Here is a 15,892-nt window from a genome sequence, read left to right as displayed (position 1 = left end):
ATAAGTTAATTATGCCCAAGTTGTAATGGTATCAACAGGCAGACGGTAGGATGGATGACCCTCTTTGGCTGATTTACCCATGGAGATCAGCATAACCGGCTGATAGCGTTCTTTGTCCATACCGAATGCTTCAGCAATTTGATCTTTTTCATAACCGCCAATAGGATTTGTATCATAACCGTGTGCACGGGCCACCAGCATCAATTGCATGGAAACCAGACCTGCATCAATCAGATTGACATCGCGAAGAGCGGATTCCGGCATAACTTTGTAATAAGGCATTACTTTTGCCAGCTGCATATCTTTCACTTCTTGAGGCATATAACCGAGATCTACCGCTTTGCCGAAAATTTCTTCCATGTATTCGATGTTGTTCATGTCAACAAATACGCCAATAACTGCAGAAGAAGTCAACACCTGATTTTGATTGAATCTGGCAAGAGGTGCAAGCTTCTCTTTACCTTCAGCAGTGTCCACAACCAGGAAGCGCCAAGGCTGCAGGTTGATGGAGGATGGGGCACGGGAAGCTTCGGCCAAAATCTCGGTCATTTCTTCACGGCTGATTTTAACCTCTGGATCATAAAGTTTAACGGAACGACGGCCGTACGTGATCTCGTTAAAATCGTTGGTCTTCTGGAATTTGCTTTCAAAAGCGCTCATTAAATGGATCTCTCCTCTATATAAAAAATTATCAGAAATTGTTCTGCATGCGTTCCAGGTAGTTTGCAAGTGCCTGAATCTCATCCTTATTGAAATCATGTAATATCTGATGAATGAAATTCTTCTTCTCCACTTTGTAACCGTCAATATGTCTCCGGCCATCCTCGGTCAGACGAACAAAGGTAACCCGGTTGTCTTCCGGATTTTTACGTCTGCTCACCATGCCGTCAGCTTCGAGCTGCTTCAAATGGCGGGTAATGGCGGCACTATCAATATTAATCATTTTTTGCAGCATCGATTGGTTGATCTCGTCGACCTGGTCCAATTCGTACAAAATCTCAAAGCGGGAAGAACTGATCCCTGTGCATCGCTCGAACTTGGGGCTGATTTTGTTGCCAAGAGCATTCAGCAGATTAATGATCTGCTCTTCTTTGGAAACGATACGTGTCATGACTAGACCTCCCGGGTGAATCTGGACATGAACAACGGCTTATGTTGACACAATCCGATTGTGGCCATTTTACAGTGCCAGTGTTGAAAAAATAATGGATACCTCAAAAATTGACTAGTCAATCATTGATGGCTCAATCAATATATCATGCCTATTTTTATTTTGCAACACATGGGACCAAAAAAGGGATTTGTGTGGATTAAGCCTTATGTCTTTTCCTGTTTTATGGTCTCCAGAATAGCTGGATCATATCAATCTTTGTTGTTATTGAGAATTATCATTTATAATTAGGATCAGTTTAGTGATATAGAAGGGATTGTTGTGCCGGTTGCACTTTTAATCAGGCAATTTGGATGAGAACGGAGAAGATATATCGCATGGAAGAAAAAATGTCGCTTAAAAGGCTTGAACAGCTATTCATCTCTTCGGTTCACGTGTGTAAATATGTAGTGGACCCTGGAGTGGTCAAACAAAGAAACTGGGAAAGGTATGCCATATGCAGAGTAGTTACTGGAAAAGGAATTCTGATGATTGATGATGCCGTACACACAGCGGCACCGGGGGACTGGTTTCTGCTGAAGCCGGAAATGCGTGTGGAGTTTAGGACATACTCCGAAGAACCAGCCCGATATGAAATCATTTTATTTTCTTGTGTTGAGCTGACACGTTCCCAAAATAACTGGTTCGTTAGGCAACCTGAATTCACGTTGACGGGCAAATTGAATCTGTCTTCCGATTTGCCGGAATTTGATGAAAGGATGCAGACCTTAACAACAGAGAGAGTTACTTCATTGAGGAAAAGCATGGACAATAATCGCAGAAAACACCTTCTGCATCAGTTGTTAATCAGACTTATGGCAAGTGTGAAACAAGAAAGTCCCCCCGTCACGGGTATGGAGCAGGCCATAGAATACATGACTCGTCATTATATGAACAAAATTCGGCTTGACCATATGTCCCGGATGGCAGGACTAAGTGTAAACCATTTTATTCGGACGTTTAAACTGCAATTCAACATGACTCCGATGGAGTATGTGCTAAAACAGCGTATGTCCAAAGCCAAACAGCTTTTGTTCTCGTCAGACAAGATCAGGGACATTGGGGAACAGGTCGGTTACAGGGATGAGCATTATTTCAGTCGCATATTCAAAAAATCCGAGGGTGTTGCTCCGACAATGTATATGAAAAAGAGAGTGAACCGAATTGCCACCTTATATTATGGGCTGGACGATTATATCGTTACGTTGGGGCTTAAGCCTGTGATCATCTTATCCTATAATCAAAGGGTTTTACGTCACACGAGGGTTCCTGAACTTGATACCAATGTTCCAGAAGATATTCAACTAGACGGACTGACCGGAAACTATGACCGATTGAAACAGGTCAAACCGGATCTAATTCTTACGAGTGATCGCTGCGCACCGGATGAAGCTTTGCATCATATTGCACCGACCGCCATGATCAAACACACAAACGAAGTTGGTGAAAGACTTGTGGAAATGGCAGATATTCTGGGGCGCGCGGACCAGGCGGAACGCTGGAGGGAGCAGCATGCCGACTTGAGGCAACTTCTGCACCGGAAAATGCAGTCCAGATGGGGACCCCAGAGCGCGATGTTTATACGAATAACCGCTGCGTTCTACCGGATGTATGGTAAGACGAACCAGACAGGGGCTCTGCTTTATAATGATTTGCCATTCCATTTACCTGAAGGTTTCCCGATGAAGAAATGGGTTATGGAAGCTGACCTTGACCGTTTGGAACTATACAAGGCAGATCATATTTTTGTCATGATCGATCCAACTGCAGAAGCGAGTACCAGGTGGAGACAATTGCAACAATCCGAACGTTGGCTGGCACTGGATGCAGTGAAAGAGGGGCGGGTTTACGATGCAGGTGATATGTTCTTCAAAACACTTGGACCTACCGGACGGATGTGGGCCATGCGTTATGTAGCCAACCAGGTTGGAATTTCGGTAAGGTGATATGCTGCAAGCAAGGAAGGTGAGATATTCCATTGTAAGAGGGATTCCCTTTTTCTATTATAGTGATAATGATTATTATTATTAAATAGCAGAGGGGATCTATAACAGATGTTAAGACAGAGTATTTTTATATTTTCGGTACTTCTAATACTTGTTTTGAGCGCATGTGGCAAGGCACCGGAAGCAGCCCAATCCAATCAGGGCACATCCGCACAAGAGAATGACACACAATCGATTGAGCATCTGAAAGGAACAGCGGTGGTGCCAAAAAAGATAGAACGCATGGTTGTTTTGTCCGCGGCTTATATTGATCATATGCTCGCCATCGGCGAGAAACCTGCAGGCGTCAATGTGGAAGTACGCTACGGCGGAGATTACCTGCCTTATTTTGCAGACCAGCTGGAAGGGGTTCCTACGGTAGGTTCAGCGGACAGTCCGAATCTGGAGGCGATCGTTGCTGTCAACCCGGATGTTATTCTCATTGAGAGTCGAACGGCTGAAAATACATATGAACAGCTGGAGAAGATTGCTCCAACCGTGGTACTGGGCAATGAATGGCTGGATTATGAAGATGACACCACATACTGGACTCAGGATCTGTTGACAATTGCAGAAATGTACGACAAGGTGGATCTGGCCAAAGAGAAAATGGGCGAGGTGGAGCAACGGGCTGCTCAATTAAAGGAGAAGATCGCGCAACTGGATCAGAAAAAGCTCGCTTACTTGCGGGTAAGAGAGAAGAATCTGCAAATCTATGCGTCAAAAGGACACCCCACCAACACACTCCTGTATCATGATTTGGGGTTTGAACCTACTGCTGTGACACCTTCTGAACAACGTGAAGATCTCTCCATGGAGAAAATTTCTGATATTGATGCAAACTTCGTCGTTCTTGAAGTTGATCCTAACGGACAGGACTATCTGAACAGCATGAACGAGAGCTCGCTCTGGAAGCAGGTTCCGGCCGTTCAGGCAGATCAGGTCTATGAGACAGACTCTTTCTGGTTGTTCAAGGGATGGGGAGTAATGGGCCGAAGTGAAATTATGGACGAAGTTGAGAAAATGATTGAGTAGATGGGAAGTATTCGAGACTCTGACCATTTGGAAATGACGGACACATTACGGAACTTTTTCGTAACTTCAATCGGAGATATGCGTGAAGATTCTCTATATCCTTTCTGTGCAAAGGATTTGCTGGACGAAGAGAAGCGGATGTTAATCCTGCATGAACAGGCCATCCAGCAGGGACTTAAACTGAGGGGAAAAGGGGCCATTGCCGTTGGTACACTTTTTGCCAAGCGTTATTCGGTATTTGTGATGGCGGTGATCTCTGCCTTCAGTCTGTACGATGCCCGATTGAGTATAGTTGACGAGACGGTGCGGTTTGAACTAAACGGATCAGGTGGGATGCGATACAAAACTCTATTGGAGAGTGCTTCGCTGCAAGGCAGCGAAGATCCGGATCAGCGGAGAATAGAAATAGACATTCTTAAGGATGGATTAAAGCAGCACTTGGACCAGCTTTTTCAATCAGTAGCCGAGGTGACAGAGGCAAGCCCGAGGGTCATGTGGAGCTTGGTTGCACATAATGTGCAACAGCTCTATGTCCGGTTGATGAGGGGTCAGTGGGGTCGGTTAACGGAGCGAAGGCTGAATCGGATCGAACAGGATCGGGACTTGTGGTTAGAGCCCTCCGAAATCAACCCTTTTGCCATCCAGCTTCAACCTTTCGAACATTCGAAGTGGAAGGGACCGCTGCTTTATATTCGTCGTTATTGCTGTCTGGCGTATCAGGTGGGCGATGGAGATCATTCTCATGGATATTGCAACAGCTGTCCCAAGATTACTCCGGATATGAGACTGAATAATCTTCTACAGCAGTGAACTAGCGGTGTTGTAACGCGTCGTACGGAACTGCTTCAGTCTCCTAGTGTCGCGAAAATGGCTACCCTAGACTTTCATTACACCCCGTCCAAAATCTTTTTGTATAAAAAGGGAGATTCAGGATACAGGGTAATGATGTGCAGCTGATTCCAAACAGGGCAACCTGGATATGAACCCACACTTTTTCGGTTTCGAGAGCACAGAAGCTGTGGCACCAGTTTCGTTCACTAAAAATAAAATTTATGGCTGGGCCATTGTGGCGAATCAATGCTATTGCGGAATTCCACTAAATGATCCGACTGAACATCATTCAACAACCTGCAGCGGCCTGAGCCAGCGTCTGCGGGTTTGTTGGGCTTGAACGAAAAAATGGTTACTAGGCGGACTGACAAGTGATCTTTGCATTCAGAAACGGATAGAGGAAGCCATGAGTTAGGCAAGTGGCGAGGCAAGTGTCATGGAGGCTGCCAACAGGTAGGGAATGTGAATAGCAGTTATTTCATCAGCCGATTCAGGCAAACCCAAATGGTTATAATCCGGACAGGCTTAAAAAGGGAAGAGGTTGAACTTTTGCAATGATTACGGCTATCCTATATACTTTTAGCTATTGATCAATTAATAACAGGGATAAGAGGTGTAATGTTCATGGCTAAAGATAGCACTGCATCAGTCAATCGGCGGAATGACATTATCTCGGCAGCAATCGACGTATTCGCAGAAATCGGATATTACCGTGCAACAACAGCGCAAGTGGCTGAAAGGGCGCAAATTTCGCAACCGTATATTTTTCGCTTTTTCAAAACCAAGGAAGCCTTGTTGCTGTCTGCCCTGGAAGTATCATGGACGCGAGTCATTGATTCGTTTCGACTTGTTGTGGAGACGGCAACACCGGATCAGCTGGAGCACGAATTGATTGAAGCATACGAGAATATTTTGGTATCGCATCAAAGTGAAATCCTGCTTCAGATGCAAGCCCAGACGATTCAGGAAGATGTGATTCGTCAGGCGATGCAAAAAGGTTTTAGTGAAGTGAGAACGATGGTTTTGAACGCTTTTAGTAATGCCGGCATTGCTGAAGCAAAGCAAAGAACATTGGTTTTCTTGGCCATCGGCATGTTATGTAATGTCTCGATTGCACTGGATATGCCTGAGCTCAAAGAGAGATAGGAAGGGTAAAATACCCTTTTTCAAAATAGTTATTGATCAATCACTAAATATGCGTTATATTGTGTTCAAGAGTTGTGAGTAATTGATCAATAACTAAATGGAGAGAGGATGTTTGGAGATGAAAAAGGCGATCGTTATTGGTGCAACAGGCGGAACAGGTGCTGCCATTACACAGGAATTGATTCAGCGGGGGATTGCAACCGTTGCCTATGGACGTTCACGGCACAAATTGGAACAGCTTGCTGCACAACTGGGATCACCAAGTCACCTTCAGCTCGCTGTGGGCGATGCTTTTAAACCGAGTGAGATTGTAGCTGCGTCCCGGGAAGCGGACGTGATGTTCCACTGTGCCAACGTGCCGTACAACGAGATGGAGAGCAAACTTGTGCCATTGGGTGAATCCGTTATGGAGGCCGCAGAACAGCTCGGTCTGAAAGTCGTGGTCATCGATGGGATCTACCCTTACGGGAGAAGGCAAATGAAAGAGGTAACGGAAGAACATCCGAAGCAGCCGCATACCCGCAAAGGAAAAACAAGACTCGCCTATGAGCAGATGTTATTCAGCAGCAGATGGTCCAGAGCTCAAGTCATGATTGTGCGTTTGCCTGATTATTATGGCCCGACAGCGAACGAAGCCTCTTATCTGGGATCAACACTTGAATCCATTGCAAAAGGGAAAATGGCCTTTTTTATCGGCAATATGGAAACACCACGGGAATACATCTATCTGCCGGACGCAGCTGTTATGGTAGTAGAACTCGCCAGCCGGGAGAACACATATGATCAGAACTGGAATATACCCGGTGCAGGCATCATTGCAGGCAATGACATCGTACGGATCGCACAGAGGGCGGCGGGTGTAACGAAACCTGTAATGGCATTAGGAAAAATAGGATTGTCCCTAATCGGGCTAGGGGTGCCGGTCATGAGAGAAATTGTAGAGATGTTATATCTAACCAAGGAGCCTCTCGTTCTAAGCCGGCAAAAGTATGAGCGTAACATTGGTCCAGTACAGGCGACGCCATTTGAAGAAGGAATTGCTGTAACGATTGGGCAGCTTCAGAAGAAGTAGATTATATTTTTTTTGACAACAAGTAATTGATTAATCACTAACAAATTAAATAAGAACATTGCCTATGACAATAGACAGATTCGGAAACTTTAACCCGGGTCTGTTTTTTATCTTAGCGGGTCATGGACAATTAGATCCCACTTCGTTGTAGCGGCTGTAGGTTATTACTGGGTTTATTTCGTAAAGATCAACAAGCATGTTAGCTATTTTTAGAATGGATGACAATAAAGCTTCCGTCATATTCAAAAAAACAAAGGTAACCCATATACTAACGCTAATATATATGTCGTTTATGCACTGATAGCTCTAAAAAGGATGGAAATATGACATTGACTTAACGTTTGATCGTGAGTGGATCGGATCCATTAGTGTACCTTGAAAGGGTTGATGAGTCATGAGCCTGGAAGCTTTGAACCAACGTGTAAAAGAAGATCTCGCATATTTGGCCTATGGCGGTGCCAACTGGGTGCGTGCTGCGGAACATGCTGATGGTCATGTATATGACGTAATTATTGTGGGAGGAGGACAGAGCGGGCTGGGGGCTGCTTTTGGACTGCTGCGTGAGCGGATTTCTAATATTCTGGTTATCGATGAAAATAAAGCCGGAATGGAGGGACCCTGGGAGACATACGCCCGCATGACGACATTGCGTACTCCTAAACATCTGACGTCGATTGATCTGGGTATTCCATCGTTAACCTTTCGTTCCTGGTGGGAGGCGCAGTTTGGGTCGGAAGGCTGGGAAGCGGTGGACAAGATTCCACGCGGGGATTGGATGAATTATTTGCGCTGGTATCGGGACGTGCTGAATCTGCCTGTAATCAATGAAGTCAAACTGAAATTGATTGAACCCGCCTCTGAGGGTCTTCACCGACTTCATGTAGAGGGCTCCGGCGTTGATTCGGGTACGCTGCTGGCGCGGAAGGTCGTGCTGGCTACTGGCATACAGGGAGGGGGAGAATGGCACGTACCTCCCATGATTGCAGAACGACTTCCGAGAGATCTGTATGCTCATACTTCGGAGGCCATTGATTTTGAGCGGCTGCGCGGCAAAAGAATAGCCGTGCTGGGGGGAGGGGCTTCCGCGTTTGATAACGCGAGTTTTGCACTCGCTGCAGGAGTGACTGAGGCCCATGTGTTTGTGCGTAGAGATCAACTTCCAAGTGTTAATCCCATACGCCAGATGGAGCAATCCGGGATGATTGAACGTTTTCATGCATTACGGGCAGCCGAGAAATATGCGGTAATATCGCACTTTTTTCAATATAATCAACCGCCAACCAATGATACGTTCAACCGTGCAGCGGCCTGGCGGGGCTTTGAACTGCATTTGAATTCACCCTGGCTCGGTGTGGAAGCAAACGAGAATGGAGCAGTGGTGACAACACCCAAGGGAAAATTTTCTTTTGATTTTCTGGTGATTAGTACGGGGCTGCGAAGTGATCCCGCATTACGGCCTGAACTCAAACTGGTGGAAGGCCATATTGCTCGTTGGGCGGATTGTTATGAAGCGCCTGCTGAACACCGCAATGAGCTGCTGGATGCACATCCCTTCCTTACTTCCGGATTTGCCATGACGAGTCGAAGTGAAGCAGGCGAGTCACAGCTGCACGGGCTATTTGTTTTCAATTACTCCGCACTGGCAAGCTGTGGCCTGTCCGCCTCTGCCATCTCCGGTACCAAGAGCGCAGTTCCTAAGCTGGTGTCTGCTATAGCCGACCAGTTGTTTCTGGATGATCGAGAGACGATCCTGCAGCAATTTTTTGATTATAATGAACCGGAATTCACAGCATCTTGGGCAAAAAGCAGCATGCCCAGCTGAACCAATCTTCTTCAAGCCATACTACAGACCGCGCAGTGAGCTTATGCTGTGCGGTTTGTTTATTTTATAGGAGAACTTACACTCTGCATGGTTTTGTTGTAAAATGTCGAATGGAACATGTAAAGGCAGGTGTAAGTGGATGAAAGAAATGACCTACGAACAGTTTAGAGCCCATTTGAAAAAAGCTTCACGCAAACGGGGTGTACCCATAATCAAGATCGTTGCTTTTCAGGAGAAATACATGAAGATTGAAGATATTCAATTTTTCGATGTCGAGCAAAATTACATGAGTGTACAGGCTTGTAATGTACTTTGGATGAATCTGGAGAACAAATCTTTTCGAAATATGGTGTCCCACCCTCTGCAGTTTTATAAGGATATGGAGGACCTGGGACGTCAGTCGTTTGAGAATATGATCAAGGAATTGTATGAAACAGCCGTTCCACTCCTGCTGGACTATGACCCCAGAGATTATTACACATCCGAACAGCTCGCTGAGATTCTGGCTACGGATGAGAATAAGCTGATTGAACAGCTCGAAATGGGGCGATTCAAGGGTGCTTTTATAAATGAAGACGGAAAATGGCTTAAACCCAAACCAGACATAAACCTATAAGCGTTGAGATGATCCTGTATGCAATGAACAGCAGCAGGATTTTTTGATATGTAGATAGGCAAGGTCGGGACTGGTTGGAAGCAATATAGGATTTTAGTATTGGATGATTGTGAACGTTTTAGTTAATATTATGGGAGATAATGGAGTGCAAAAGTCGAAAGTTGCGAGTTTCTGAAGGTTTATAAATTATTTTGAATGAAAATGATTGTTTTTTGCGGGATTTATGTTACTATAGAAGCAGTTGGAGGAATGAAGATGCTGACGGAAGAACGATATGCTGCAATTATAGAGCGCTTACATCAACAAGGGATTGTTAAACTACAGGAGCTTGTTGACGTGCTTGGTGCTTCTGAATCCACGATAAGACGTGATTTAATTGATTTGGAGAGCCGTCAGATGCTGAAACGCATCCATGGCGGGGCAGCACTGATGAACGAGAAGACGCTGGAACCAGGCATGGAAGAGAAAACATCCAAAAACATTCAACAAAAAGTGACGATTGCTCGTTTGGCTGCACAGGAGATCGAAAATGGCGATTGTATCTATCTGGATGCAGGTACGACGACATTGGCCATGATTCCCTATATTGAAGCGAAGGACGTAACGGTTGTGACCAACGGTTTATCTCATGTGGAAGCGCTGGTTAGCAAGCGGATTCGGAGCTATCTGCTTGGTGGCATGATGAAAATTCATACCAAAGCCGTCATCGGAAGTATTGCCTTACAAAATATGGACAATTTTCGTTTTGATAAATGTTTCCTTGGAACCAACGGTGTGGATGCCGAGATGGGGTATACGACTCCTGATCCGGAGGAAGCCTTGATTAAGAGACGTGCTCATCAATTGTCCGGGAAATCATATGTGCTGGCAGATTCCAGCAAGATCGGTGAAATTACGTTTGCCAAGTTGTTTGAGCTGGAGGAGGCAGATCTGATTACCGAGCAGATGCCAGAGCACTGGCGGGCCGTAATTGAGCAGAAAACTAAAATAATTGAGGGATAACCATGATATATACGATAACACTTAATCCTTCCATTGATTACATCGTGGAAGTCGATGACCTGAAGCTCGGCGGTTTGAATCGCATGAACCGGGATTTGAAGCTTCCAGGTGGTAAAGGCATCAATGTATCACGTGTGCTGAATCAACTGGGAGCAGGTAACACGGCTATTGGATTCCTTGGTGGATTCACAGGTCGGTTTATTAATGACAAATTGCAGGCGGATCAGATACAGACCGATTTCGTTACTATTGCGGATGACACGCGGATTAATATCAAGTTGAAGCATGGAGATGAGACGGAAATTAACGGTCTGGGCCCAGCCATTCGTGCAGAAGAGGCAGAACAACTGCTGCAAAAACTATCCTCGCTGCAAACGGGAGATATCGTCATTCTATCGGGGAGCATTCCGCCATCCCTAGGAACTGATTTTTACGATCGTCTCATTCAGGTCTGCAAGCAGACGGGTGCAGAATTCGTGATTGATACCACTGGACCGGCGTTAATGGAAGCACTCGTGCATAAGCCATTGCTGGTGAAGCCGAATCATCACGAGCTGGCTGAGCTTTTCGGGGTAAAGATTGAAACTCGGGAAGAACTGGTGTTATATGGTCGCAAACTTCTGGAAGCAGGGGCCAAGCATGTCTTAATCTCCATGGCCGGAGATGGAGCCCTGTTGATTACCGGATCGGATGTTTACCACGCGAGTGTGCCAAAAGGAAATGTGAAAAATTCGGTTGGGGCTGGAGATTCCATGATCGGAGGATTCGTAGGCACCTATGTACTGAATGGAGACATCCTTGAAGCATTTCGTACAGGTGTCGCTTCGGGAAGTGCAACTGCCTTCTCCGATGATCTCGCTACACGCGAATTCATTGAAGAACTTCGAAGCGAGGTCACCATTACCAAATTGTAGGTTGGCATTTCAGAGCAAGCCAATTGTAATTTATAATTCGGCCTGACGAGCGCAGGCCGACTGAAATCAAGGGGAGTGTAACAGATGAGAATAACAGACCTGATGATCCAGGAAACGATGATCATGGACCTGCAAGCCACAACCAAAGATGAAGCGATTGATGAACTCATTGCAAGTCTGAACAAAAGTGGACGCATTAATGATCCGGTTCTGTTCAAGGAAATGATCTACAAGAGGGAAGCAGAGTCCAGCACGGGAATTGGTGGCGGTATTGCCATGCCCCATGCCAAGACATCTGCAGTGAATGAACCAACGGTGGTATTTGCAAAAAGCAGAAAAGGGCTTGATTTTGCAGCGCTTGATGATGAGCCGGCTCACATCTTTTTCATGATTGCTGCGCCTGAAGGTGCAGGTAATACCCATCTGCGCACACTCGCTGCTCTTTCCAGGTTGCTGATTGATAGCGATTTCATTGCTCAACTGATGAGTACGGATACACCTGCAGAAGTGAGTGCATTATTTGATGCGAAGCAGGAGGAAGCAGCGGAAAAAGAAGCTGCCAAGGAGAAAGCCAAAGCTGAAAAGGCAGCAAAAACCGCAAGCGATCCGAGTTCTGCACAGCCGCAAACTCCTGGCGTCATTGTTGGAAATGAACATTCCGAGGATTTCGTCGTCGCTGTTACAGCGTGTCCAACCGGGATTGCACATACCTTTATGGCTGAGGATGCACTCAAAAAGAAAGCTCAGGAAATGGGCATTAATATTCGTGTAGAAACCAATGGTTCCGAGGGAGCCCAGAACGTTTTGACCGCTGACGAGATTGCCCGTGCCAAAGGGGTTATCGTTGCAGCTGACAAAAATGTGGAGATGGCAAGATTTGACGGCAAGCCTGTATTGCAAAGACCGGTAAGCGACGGAATTCGCAAGTCCGAAGAGCTAATTCGCAAAGCGGTGAATGGAGACGCTCCGATTTATCGCAGCCAAGGCGGAAGCAATGGGAAGGAAGATGGAGCGAGTGCGAGCAAAATGAGCGTGGGCAGCAAGATCTATAAGGATCTGATGAACGGGATTTCACACATGCTTCCGTTTGTCGTGGGTGGCGGAATCCTCCTTGCGATCTCGTTCCTGATCGAACAGCTTGCAGGCGAGGATAATCCCCTCTTCCAGCTGCTGCAGACGATTGGCGGCGGAACGGGTGCGTTCCACTTCCTGATTCCGGTACTGGCCGGATTTATTGCAATGAGTATCGGTGACCGCCCAGCCTTGATGCCGGGTATGGTTGGTGGATTGATGGCCGTGAACTCCAATGCTGGTTTCCTTGGCGGACTTGCTGCCGGTTTCCTCGCTGGTTATGTGGTTATCGGTTTGCGTAAGCTGTTCAAAGGCTTGCCGAAAGCCATTGACGGTTTGAAACCCATTCTGCTGTATCCTGTGTTTGGATTACTCATTGTTGGTGCAATCAGTTACTATGTTTTCGATCCGATCTTTGGCTCGCTTAACACTTGGCTTGTAGATGCACTTGGCAATCTGGGAACAGGAAATGCCGTATTGCTTGGTTTGCTGCTTGGTGGCATGATGTCCATTGATATGGGTGGACCGTTCAACAAAGCAGCCTATACATTTGCGATTGGTGTATTCACATCAAGCGGCAACACGGACGGTGCCTGGATGGCTGCCGTTATGGCAGGCGGTATGGTTCCACCTCTGGCCATTGCCCTGGCTTCCACGTTCTTCAAGTCCAAATTTACGGAACAAGAACGCAAATCCGGCTTGACTAACTATGTACTCGGATTATCCTTCATTACTGAAGGCGCCATTCCATTCGCTGCGGCAGATCCGCTGCGTGTACTGACATCCTGTATCATTGGTTCGGCTGTTGCAGGCGGACTGACACAACTCTGGAGCATTAACGTACCAGCACCGCATGGCGGAATCTTCGTAGCGGCACTGGCTAACCACGCTATGCTGTTCCTGCTCGCTGTTGCCATTGGTGCGGTAATCTCGGGACTGATCTTGGGATTGTGGAAGAAGTCACCGACGGTTGTAAAATAATCATTGGTTTTGATGTAACGGTAACAAGGCATTTCCTGAGTGGCTTCATTCAGGAGATGCTTTTTTATTTTCGCTTAGCCTCAATCTGTGTTAAAATAGTTACAATAATTTAACTTTTGAAACGATGTTTCATCTATCGGAACATTAGGCAAGGAGGAAGTAGGATGACTCATGATACAAAGAAGGGACAAGTGCAACAACAATTCGGCAAAAATGCCGAGAAGTATGTAACCAGTCCCCTACATGCAAAAGGCAAGGACCTGGATGTACTGGTGGCTTCATCTGGGGCAAGTCCTGATATGCATGTACTTGATATAGCAACGGGAGGAGGACATGTGGCGTGTGCACTGGCCCCTCTGGTTAAGCAGGTAACGGCTTTGGATTTAACAGAGGAGATGCTTCAGGTGGCTGAACGCTTTATTCGAGAGAGTGGTCATCAGAACGTGAATTATGTGCCGGGAGATGCGGAGCATTTACCCTTCGATGATGATGTCTTTGATATCGTCACCTGCCGGATCGCCGCACACCATTTTCCCGATGTTCCGTCTTTTCTATCTGAGGCGTTCCGGGTAACCAAGCCAGGCGGAAGACTGTTGCTGATAGACAACGTGGCACCAGAGCGCGATGAATATGATCAATTCTACAATGAAGTAGAGAAACGCCGTGATCCCAGTCATGTTCGTGCATGGCGCAAGTCCGAGTGGATTCGAATGATGGAAGTGGCGGAATATCGAGTGGAAACGATGGTTTCCTTCGAGAAAACCTTTCTCTTTGAAGATTGGTGCAAGCGTGCCGGCCTACCGGAAGCGGATGGACGAGAACTTGAAACTAGCATGCTCTGCGCACCTTCGGTCATTAAAAAGTTTTTTAGGTTCGAAGAGGTATTGCCAGATAAGCTGGTAAGCTTCGGGGGAGAGAGTGTACTCATTCAGGCCTCAAAAGAAAGATAGCTCAAAGGATGTATGAGGGTACCGCTCTTCATCCATTCTGGCAGTTGCATAACAACACAAAGGGCAGATGACCTGTACAAGGGCACCTGCCTTTTTGCTTACGCTCATTCTTATGCATTAAGGCTTCAGCACAACTTTGGTACATTCGTCCTCATGATCGTTGAAGATCCGATACGCCTCACTGGCATTTTCCAGCGCAATGCGATGGGAGACAATCTCGGTCGGGTCGAATTCACCTGCTGTAATCTTGCGGAACAATTCCGGCATATAGTGGATGACAGGAGCCTGTCCCATTTTAAGATTGACGTTTCGTTCAAACATACTGCCCAGCGGGAACATGTTGTAGGACGAGCCGTACACACCTGTAAGCTGGAGTGTCCCAAATTTGCGCACGGCTTTCATGCCAATTTCAATGGCGCTCAGGGCGCCGCCGTGGAGCTTCAGCTTCTGTCCGATTTCCTCCAAAGTGGATTTTTTGCCGTCCATGCCGACACAGTCAATTACTACGTCGGTACCTCCGCCCGTGATCTCGCGGATATGTGCCCCCATATCATCAAAATTCTCAAAATTAAAGGTTTCCACATCATTCATGCGTTTGGCTTTGTCGAGACGATACGGAAGGCGGTCGACAGCGATAACCCGCTTCGCGCCTTTCATCCAGGCGAACTTCTGTGTCATCAGGCCAATGGGCCCACTGCCCAGTACGGTTACCGTATCTCCAGGTTTAACGCCGGCATTTTCGACACTCCAGTACGCGGTAGGAAGAACATCGGATAGAAACAGCAAGGCTTCGTCTTCCAGTTCACAGGATTCCGGAATAACAAACGGCATGAAATTACCGTAAGGTACACGTAAGAATTCTGCCTGACCACCAGGGTGATTGCCGTACCGTTCCGTAAACCCGAAATAACCACCGGTGTGGATATCCGGGTTACCGTTGGAATTGTCACATTGGCTTTCCATGTCGTGATTGCAGTAGAAGCATTCGCCACAAGAAATGTTAAAAGGCAGGACCACACGGTCCCCCTTTTTTACGCGTGTTACTTCAGGACCGACTTCTTCCACGATCCCCATCGGTTCGTGACCGATGACATAATCCTTCTCCGCGGGTAATGCTCCCTGATAAATATGAAGATCTGATCCACATATGGCTGTAGAAGTAATACGAACGATAATGTCATCCTTTTGTTGCAGTCGCGGATCTTCAACCTGCTTCACCTGAATATCCTTGGTCCCTTGAAAAGTAACGGCTCTCATCTTCATATTCCTCCTGTCATATAGTAGTTCTCTGAGAATTACCCCGTTAGGAGCCATTTG

The 15,892-nt window shown here is 46.5% G+C and carries 14 protein-coding genes; 11 read left to right on the top strand and 3 right to left on the bottom strand.

All coding sequences use genetic code 11. The features are described from left to right. Positions 1-9: 9 nt before the first annotated feature. Complete coding sequence (locus ABGV42_RS11310; protein WP_347381744.1) at positions 10-660, bottom strand: nitroreductase family protein; 651 nt, start codon at positions 658-660, stop codon at positions 10-12. Positions 661-691: 31 nt separating this feature from the next. Beyond that, on the bottom strand, positions 692-1,111 hold the full coding sequence (locus ABGV42_RS11305) for a MarR family winged helix-turn-helix transcriptional regulator (protein ID WP_347381743.1): 420 nt from the start codon (positions 1,109-1,111) through the stop codon (positions 692-694). A 377-nt stretch (positions 1,112-1,488) separates the two neighbouring features. On the opposite strand from ABGV42_RS11305, the gene ABGV42_RS11300 reads away from it, so the two are divergent. The 11 genes from ABGV42_RS11300 to ABGV42_RS11250 all read left to right on the top strand — a co-directional run bounded on the left by ABGV42_RS11300 (position 1,489) and on the right by ABGV42_RS11250 (position 14,575). Next, positions 1,489-3,096 carry a helix-turn-helix domain-containing protein gene (locus tag ABGV42_RS11300; protein WP_347381742.1) on the top strand — a complete coding sequence of 536 codons (1,608 nt, stop codon included), beginning with the start codon at positions 1,489-1,491 and terminating at the stop codon, positions 3,094-3,096. Between the two features lie 108 nt (positions 3,097-3,204). Continuing rightward, positions 3,205-4,170, top strand: coding sequence for an ABC transporter substrate-binding protein (locus ABGV42_RS11295; RefSeq protein WP_347381741.1), 966 nt, complete (start codon positions 3,205-3,207; stop codon positions 4,168-4,170). Continuing rightward, positions 4,171-4,980 carry a hypothetical protein gene (locus ABGV42_RS11290; protein WP_347381740.1) on the top strand — a complete coding sequence of 270 codons (810 nt, stop codon included), beginning with the start codon at positions 4,171-4,173 and terminating at the stop codon, positions 4,978-4,980. Positions 4,981-5,625: 645 nt separating this feature from the next. After that, positions 5,626-6,147, top strand: coding sequence for a TetR/AcrR family transcriptional regulator (locus ABGV42_RS11285; RefSeq protein WP_347381739.1), 522 nt, complete (start codon positions 5,626-5,628; stop codon positions 6,145-6,147). 118 nt (positions 6,148-6,265) lie between these two features. Further along, positions 6,266-7,219, top strand: coding sequence for an SDR family NAD(P)-dependent oxidoreductase (locus ABGV42_RS11280; RefSeq protein WP_347381738.1), 954 nt, complete (start codon positions 6,266-6,268; stop codon positions 7,217-7,219). A gap of 394 nt (positions 7,220-7,613) precedes the next feature. Beyond that, complete coding sequence (locus tag ABGV42_RS11275; RefSeq protein WP_347381737.1) at positions 7,614-9,041, top strand: NAD(P)/FAD-dependent oxidoreductase; 1,428 nt, start codon at positions 7,614-7,616, stop codon at positions 9,039-9,041. Between the two features lie 139 nt (positions 9,042-9,180). Then, the gene (locus ABGV42_RS11270; RefSeq protein WP_347381736.1) at positions 9,181-9,657 is read left to right on the top strand and encodes a hypothetical protein; all 477 of its coding nucleotides are present in this window, start codon (positions 9,181-9,183) and stop codon (positions 9,655-9,657) included. A 255-nt stretch (positions 9,658-9,912) separates the two neighbouring features. Then, a complete protein-coding gene (locus ABGV42_RS11265) occupies positions 9,913-10,659 on the top strand; it encodes a DeoR/GlpR family DNA-binding transcription regulator (RefSeq protein ID WP_347381735.1) in 747 nt (248 codons plus the stop codon). Positions 10,660-10,661: 2 nt separating this feature from the next. Beyond that, positions 10,662-11,573, top strand: a complete 912-nt coding sequence (gene pfkB / locus ABGV42_RS11260) for a 1-phosphofructokinase (protein ID WP_347381734.1) — start codon at positions 10,662-10,664, stop codon at positions 11,571-11,573. Between the two features lie 84 nt (positions 11,574-11,657). Continuing rightward, positions 11,658-13,625 (top strand): PTS fructose transporter subunit IIABC, encoded by a 1,968-nt coding sequence (locus tag ABGV42_RS11255; RefSeq protein WP_347381733.1) that lies wholly within the window; start codon positions 11,658-11,660, stop codon positions 13,623-13,625. Between the two features lie 164 nt (positions 13,626-13,789). Next, the gene (locus ABGV42_RS11250; RefSeq protein ID WP_347381732.1) at positions 13,790-14,575 is read left to right on the top strand and encodes a class I SAM-dependent methyltransferase; all 786 of its coding nucleotides are present in this window, start codon (positions 13,790-13,792) and stop codon (positions 14,573-14,575) included. A 117-nt stretch (positions 14,576-14,692) separates the two neighbouring features. Here ABGV42_RS11250 and ABGV42_RS11245 read toward each other — a convergent pair whose 3' ends face one another. After that, positions 14,693-15,832 (bottom strand): zinc-dependent alcohol dehydrogenase, encoded by a 1,140-nt coding sequence (locus tag ABGV42_RS11245; protein ID WP_347381731.1) that lies wholly within the window; start codon positions 15,830-15,832, stop codon positions 14,693-14,695. Positions 15,833-15,892 lie beyond the last annotated feature (60 nt).

It is taken from the genome of Paenibacillus pabuli (assembly GCF_039831995.1).
Classification (GTDB): Bacteria; Bacillota; Bacilli; order Paenibacillales; family Paenibacillaceae; genus Paenibacillus; species Paenibacillus pabuli_C.
This window is presented reverse-complemented; position numbering and strand designations above follow the sequence as displayed.